We start from the raw sequence: 7,059 nt of genomic DNA, 5'->3' as shown, positions 1-7,059 counted from the left end.
TTGCGGTGCGCCAAGTCAGCGAAATAAGCTAAAAAAGGCGAGTTGGGACGATGATTACAGGGCAAAAGTTTTCTTTGGTTAATTATCCGACAAAGTATGCTCCCGCCCTGCCTCCTTGGTAAGGAGAAGCAACATCATTATGTATAAAATTCACATTGATGACTTTCTCTCCTTTTTGTGCATCAACTAATGATATCCTGCATTAGCGTTTACAACTAAAGACCAAACATAATAGTGGCTCCCACTTGTATCGCATATCAAAGTATTGCTCGCTAATTTACCTCCATTTTTGATGTCATTAAACAAAGAACCAAAGACACGCCTATTTAACCCTTTAATCAAAAAATCGGTCATTCCATTTACCGTTAAATTTATCACCATTAAAATGACATCATAAAAGCATGATATTTTTCTTTCTCGCCACTTTTGGCACTCACACTCCCTTATTCAACATCAAACCATAGTCAAAATATGTTCTAATAAACCGATATGCATCATCAGTCCAGTAGAGAATAAAATGTTATTTACAAAAATAATGACACGCTGCTTAGTTAGCGTATTACTGTTACTAATTACACCTCTCATATCATATGCCACAACAGCGTTAAAAACGGAACAAGTCAACACCGCACTATCGGAGCCGAACGCCGACGCTCAAATAACAACACAACTCTTCGCCCTTGAGAAGCAATATGGTGGCCGTATAGGTATGTCATTCATTAATACCCACAACAATAGCGTACTCAGTTATCGCGCTAATGAGCGCTTTCCTTTTGCAAGTACCTTTAAAGTCATGGCCGTTGCCGCTATTTTAAAAAAAAGCGAGTCAGATAATGGCTTATTAAATAAGAGGGTTGTTTATACCGAGCAACAAGTGAATAACTCGGGCTATGCCCCCATTACCTCAAAGCATATTCAAACAGGTATGACGATTAATGCTTTGTGCGCCGCAGCGCTCAAATATAGTGATAATACCGCTGTTAATCTGTTAATCGAACAGCTTGGCGGCCCTAATAAGATCACCGCTTTTGCTCGCAGCATTAATGATAAACACTTTAACCTCACTCGCTTAGAACCCAAGCTAAACCTTGTTTATCCTGGAGAAAGCCAAGACACCACGACCCCGGCCGCAATGACATCAAGTCTCAAGAAGTTAATCCTTGGGAATGCATTAGCAAAAACACAAAGACAAAAGCTGAAAAATTGGCTTATTGATAACACCACTGGCGACACGAAAATTCGTGCCAGTGTACCAAATTCTTGGATAGTCGGTGATAAAACAGGCAGTGGGCGCTTTGGTGCCACCAATGATATTGCGATTATCTGGCCACAAAACAGTGAGCCTTTAATCCTTAGCATTTATTATGTGCAAAAAGAGATTGATGCTAAACACAATAATCAACTTATACAAGAAATAACCACTAACGTATTAAATATCATGAGACCTATCCCGTAAACCTAAAAAACATAACTCATCATATTAATGCCCAAACACTTTGGGTATTAAATACTTCCATCAACAACGAACAAAAAGACATAATAGATTTCAAATAAATTACAACAAACCTATTAACCTATTAATTTTAATATAAAAATAAAAATAGCAACTCAAGAGTAATGGCTTTACGCAATAATTATTGCTCGATATAAGGTCTATACCTTATATATATATCTGCCACATCACTCTATGATCACCGCCAGACTGACCCAATTACATATTCATTTATAATAGGTTACTTCATATGGAATCCAATAAATTATTAGCAAATCTTGGCCAATCATTAGGTTTACCGTTACATTTTGATACCAATGAACAGTGCCTGCTCATTATGGACGAAAGTTTAATAATTTCAATTCGAAAAAAAGAAACATGTTGGCTATTTTATTGCATGCTAGGTGAAATTAACACTGACATATCCTCTCCACTCTGGGAATGGTATTCAGCAACTAATTTATTTTTACTCGAAAATCAATTGGGAGGACTCTGCTACGAGAAAAAAACAAATACCTTACTTTATATCCATTCTGTCGACATACCAAATACAGATGAATTTATTTTCAATACCTTAGAAACCATTGTTGATACTTATGATGGCTTATTATTGAAAATAAAAGACACAAACTTAATCACTCAACCAATTTGACAACAGGTAATAATAATGACATTAGATTTAAGTCGTTTTTCCCAAATCCCTCAGAATGAACTTTCTGACACTCCCATGCATGTAAGTGCAACAGAAACAGGCACTCAACTCATCACGGCTAAAATGGGATTTAAAGAAAAAGTCCTCTCAACATTAAGCCATATTCCCTTACTCAAAGATTTGACAGCAGTACAAGAGCATGTTGATAATTCTAAAGTCAAAAATAAAAATGCAGTCACACAATTTTTAGCGGCTATCAGTGAACGCCATGGCCAAGATGTGTCTAGTGTAATAAAAGAGAGTCCACTTATTGACGTCAATGGTGCCAAACCCCTCACTGAACGTACAGTTAAAACCTTAATGGATCTAGCTGAAACACATGTGGATATCAAAGCCTTACAAACAGCAATTGCAAATCAAGCGAATCCATTAACGGTCAAAGATCTCCCTATAGCGCCCAATGCCCCGAATGAAGAAGATGGTTTTATTCATGTTTTAGCCCCTGCTCCTAAAAAAATACCTCAACTGCCTCAAGTGGGCACTCAGCACCACCAAGACTTTTCTCAGAAGTTATCACAATTTCAAGAAGCTAAAATACCGCAAACACTAACATTAGACTTAGGTTGGTTTGCCGCCACAGATACTAAAACGACTGCCATTCAAACTAAACTCGATCGGTATAATGAGTTATTAAATCAAACCGATATCCCAACCAAAGTAGCACAAATTTTAGTCAACGCTGATCCTAGTGCCCCAGTTCCAGCCAAAGCGACTATATTTCAAAGTTTATTTCTCACCTACAAACCAACAGCAAATGCTTTACTGTCATTATTGCAGCAGATAGATCACGAATATAACGGAGTCGAAAAACCCGACGCTGTAAATGTCCTTTATCAAAATGCACTAAAAGAATACAAAAAAGCACAACAATTTAGCCTAGTCTTCAATGAATTGAAAAAAGGTTATGAACAAGAATTACATACAGAAATAAAAGAATTCCACAACAGCCTACCTGACACACTGCAACGCGGTCTAACAACTCAACAGATACATACTTGTTTCGATCTTTTCCATCAACTCCCCATTGAAGAGCCGCGAGTAGCATTAAAAGAGCGTTTAAGTGCTGCAATCTACAAGGGAGTCAATTTACCCAAAGTTGAGTTACTCACGCAGCTAATCACACATTTTTCGCCAGATTTGAGCCTTGAAGAAACACTACCTCATCTTAAAGATGCTCAGCAAGCTGGGGCTGCACTCAAATTATTCAAAGATTCTAACCGGTGGGCTGAAGCTTGTTTACAACAAGATTTAAAACAAGTGCGTCAAGAATTTAAGCCCGTCCAGGAAGCCAAACAATTAACTCAGCAATTCAAGGTACTAATAACACCGAGAAAAGAACAGCAAAAAGGATTTCTAACACCAGAAATCACACAAAACTTATTACAACAATTAGACCCGAAATCAGGTGTACAACAGACCAGTACTGGATTTCAAATCATCACTCAATCTGAAGCCGGTTTAGCAGAAGCTGCTCATCAATTTTTAACGATTGAGCAACGCCTCTATAGTCTATCTCCTAAGATGGCCTTATCAAGAGCACTAGCAAATAATTCAGGCATCACTGAAAATGAATTATTTGATCTTTTTAAACAAAACCCTCAGCAATATACTGCTGACTTGAAGATCCTTGTAGAGCTCAATAAACAATATATTCAAGACATAAAACATTTAATTACACAACTGCCTGGAGATCAGTTACTCACCAAACAACTTCAGCAGAAATTAACGGGTATGGAGACCATTGCTCAATTTAACGAGCAACTCCTCACTTCAATGGATGCTTTAAATCAGGAGTTCACTGCGATTAAAGCACTAACGCGCACCAAGGCAATCACCCAAACAATATCAGAAGGCGTGAAGTCACTAAAAAGCGCAAAAGCGCAAGCAAATCAAGCAAAATATATTGAATTTACCACAACGTTAAAAGATAGGAATAATCAGCTCAGAACCATATTAACCATGAAGGCAAAGCTCGATCCTAACAACCCGAAGGACCAGCCAGCCATAGCGATGTTTGATGAAGGCATTAAACAAAATAAACTCGAATACCACAAAACTTTACTCGAGTTAAAACAATTTGATACTCAAGCGCCTAAATTAGGCGGATACCCCCATCAAGGAGCCTATAACAGCTTTGATGCTTGGCAAAGTTGGGCGGGACAAACATTTGCAGGCGAATTGTCCCCTAAATACCAAGCAAGCATGCAAGAACTCATTTTAGAGCGGCAACTCGCCAATAATAATATGAGCAGCGTGAAAGAGGCTTATGGCCACTTATATCAAAAGTACAGTGGCGGTGCTCTTGAAAGCTTAGAAAACTTAGCCATTCCTGAAACGAAAGACATGGTTGAAAGGGTGAAAATCGCCGCGACTAACTTACATGCATGGGCGATGAATCACCCAGTAGAAGCACGAGAGTTAGCCGGTGATTTAACCCAAGCCTATAACATTATCAGCTCATCACCGGGTACTTTTGGAACTGAGTTCGCCAATTTTGTCAAAACTAGCTGGCAAACAGGCACAGTCGAAAACCAAGTAACCGATGTTCTATTGGGCAAAAGAGAGCTCATCCCCACTGAAGCCGGCTTGGAAATGACACCTGAAATGATTGCTCTACTGCATATGGCTCGTCTTGCACCTTATGTTGCAGGGGCAGCGCAGGGCGCATCAGGACAAGGGATCGGTGCACGCCTGCTAACAGGGGTTGCTGGCCATTTCATCCCTGGAGGCAAGTTGCTTACCGGTGCAATTGGAGGGCTCATGGAAGTTAAGGCTCAAAAAATAGCAGCGCAGCAAGTGGTAAAACATCGAGATACTGAAGTCATGGCTAATGCCTTGATGCATGCGATTAACAGTACCGGTGGCTTAAAAGCGCGAACGGCACAAATGGGCACTTATATGGCGCAGCGTAATGCAGTGCAAAGTTTAGGTACCGTTAATCGAGATGTATTTGAAGTTGGCACCAAAGGCGCCGTAAACCGCTTTGTCACTGATATGACAAATTGGTGGCAATTTTCCTCCACTAAAGCCAAAGTCGCCACCTTCGCGATTACCGCTACAAGTATTGTAGCTATGTCGGCAGCAGCGGTAGGATTTGGTTTATTGACCGTCGGAACAGGCGGCGCAGCCGCTATCATTCTTGCTGCAATTTTAGGTGTCGGTGGCGCGACTGCTGGCATATTTACCAGCCAAAGTCTGCTCAACTGGCTCGCCTCAGTTCCTTTTGCTGATCCCCTTGGTTTAAAAGAGGCACAAGCGAAAGTAAAAGAAGCCATGACAGAGCAGCGGTTAAATGAAGCGCTTAATAAGATTAAGCTCAATAAATCTGATGCTATAAAGGCGCTAAACATCGACGAGAATAAGAAAGCAGAAATGCTTAAAGCATTAAATAAAGAACCTGAAAGCACTCAAAGTGCTATATTTCAACAACTTATTTTACAGCAAGCTCAAACAACACAAACACAACTCGATAATGGTATCACCGAGAGCGATCCCACCATCATTGAAAAAGCACAACAAGCCCTCAAAGGATACGGCTTTAGCACAGAACAACTTCAGCATACGCTTAGCATTATGACTCAAGTTTTCGTATCAACACCTGTAGAGAACGTCAAAGTTTAATTAAATTGACTAGAAGATAGTCTCACCAAGTGCCCTCATCAACTGAGGGCACTTTCATTCATCATAATATTTAACTTAAAAGGAGGTAGAAAAATGGAAACAAATAGTAATATATCCACCAACTTAACATATCAATTTAATATTGCAGAAGATCCATTATCTCAATTAAAAAATTTATTCGATGGAACGGTACTGAATAAAGAACGCATAAACGATATTTTGGCTGGTAATGTGGATAATGCCACTACACTGAGTTTCTTTGAAAAAATCATTGATATTCTTTTTTGCGGCAGTCAAAAACATCAAGCAATGGAATACTTAAAAAGTAACCTAGACATGTTTGACTTAAGCCAGGCCACAGAAAAAGAGTATTCAAACCAGCTTATTAATAATTTTATGGCCTTAAAAGCGTTAGCAGATCCCGGAAGTAAAGAAAAAATCAATATCGACATTAACTCTGAAAATCTAAGCTTTAATATTGATGGATATCGTTTTCAAACCACGTCAATGACAACAGATCAGTACCTTCATTATTTACACATGGACAATGAAATTGATGATTTATTTAAAACCATTGAAAACTTTGAGACTTTAAAATTACTTCTACTTGAAAGTTCAAAAGAGAAAATGTCAATTAAAATGGGAATGAACTCTATTAAGTTTATTATTAATAATCAAAAAATACTTGAAACTGACATTAATTACGAACAATATTGCCAACTCCTAAAAATGGATAATGTGACTCAAAATGAACACATGGAAAATACAGATTTTATGGAAGCCGGTGTTGATATTAATCATTTAGACAATGATTCTGATATATCCAACAATGAGCTCGCTCAATTATTTGAAGATTTTGACATAGAATAATCATTATTTTTTTAACAAAGCAGGGAGGCTTTATTCAGCTAATTAACGTAATGCCCATATACAAACCAAGAACATCTTGTTTTTTGTCACGGCTTCACGTTTAATCTTTCCAAAGAATATTTGGAAAACATAAAATGGATACTTTATTCCCCAAATGGGGCTTAAAAGAAAAAAACACTTGGTTAGCAGCGCAAACAATAAAACGTTCATATCATGATGAGGTTGTGACAAAAATAAAGACACTAAGCAAGCTATTCCTAGATCTCAGCAATAAGCGACACACGTTTACCTGTTAAAAACTCATAAGGACTGAGAAAGTTTAACGCCTTTCTTGGCCTCATGTTAATTAAAAATTCAGCATTGG

At 38.3% G+C, this 7,059-nt stretch carries 4 protein-coding genes and 1 pseudogene; 4 read left to right on the top strand and 1 reads right to left on the bottom strand.

Annotated features, from left to right (window positions below; all coding sequences use genetic code 11):
- Window positions 1-532 precede the first annotated feature (532 nt).
- The 4 genes from bla (at window position 533) to L2764_RS25045 (ending at window position 6,695) form a co-directional block, all read left to right on the top strand.
- Entirely contained in the window at window positions 533-1,456 is a 924-nt protein-coding gene (gene bla / locus L2764_RS25060) for a class A beta-lactamase (protein WP_376708493.1), read from the top strand.
- Window positions 1,457-1,742: 286 nt separating this feature from the next.
- Window positions 1,743-2,144, top strand: a complete 402-nt coding sequence (gene sicP, locus L2764_RS25055) for a chaperone SicP (protein ID WP_248943088.1) — start codon at window positions 1,743-1,745, stop codon at window positions 2,142-2,144.
- A 15-nt stretch (window positions 2,145-2,159) separates the two neighbouring features.
- Complete coding sequence (locus L2764_RS25050; protein ID WP_248943087.1) at window positions 2,160-5,825, top strand: type III secretion system effector BopA family protein; 3,666 nt, start codon at window positions 2,160-2,162, stop codon at window positions 5,823-5,825.
- Window positions 5,826-5,918: 93 nt separating this feature from the next.
- A complete protein-coding gene (locus tag L2764_RS25045; protein ID WP_248943086.1) occupies window positions 5,919-6,695 on the top strand; it encodes a hypothetical protein in 777 nt (258 codons plus the stop codon).
- 257 nt (window positions 6,696-6,952) lie between these two features.
- Here the strand turns inward: L2764_RS25045 and L2764_RS25040 are convergent.
- A pseudogene (locus L2764_RS25040) lies at window positions 6,953-7,059 on the bottom strand (IS30-like element ISVsa7 family transposase); the annotation flags it as partial.

This window comes from Shewanella surugensis, from assembly GCF_023284005.1.
GTDB classification, from domain to species: Bacteria; Pseudomonadota; Gammaproteobacteria; order Enterobacterales; family Shewanellaceae; genus Shewanella; species Shewanella surugensis.
Note: the sequence above shows the minus strand (reverse complement) of the source record. Positions and strands in the feature narration are given on the sequence as shown.

Bases quoted from the DNA above. Each gene is read 5' to 3' on its own strand.
- sicP (WP_248943088.1), top strand. From the start codon at position 1,743: ATGGAATCCAATAAATTATTAGCAAATCTTGGCCAATCATTAGGTTTA.
- L2764_RS25050 (WP_248943087.1), top strand. From the start codon at position 2,160: ATGACATTAGATTTAAGTCGTTTTTCCCAAATCCCTCAGAATGAACTT.
- L2764_RS25045 (WP_248943086.1), top strand. From the start codon at position 5,919: ATGGAAACAAATAGTAATATATCCACCAACTTAACATATCAATTTAAT.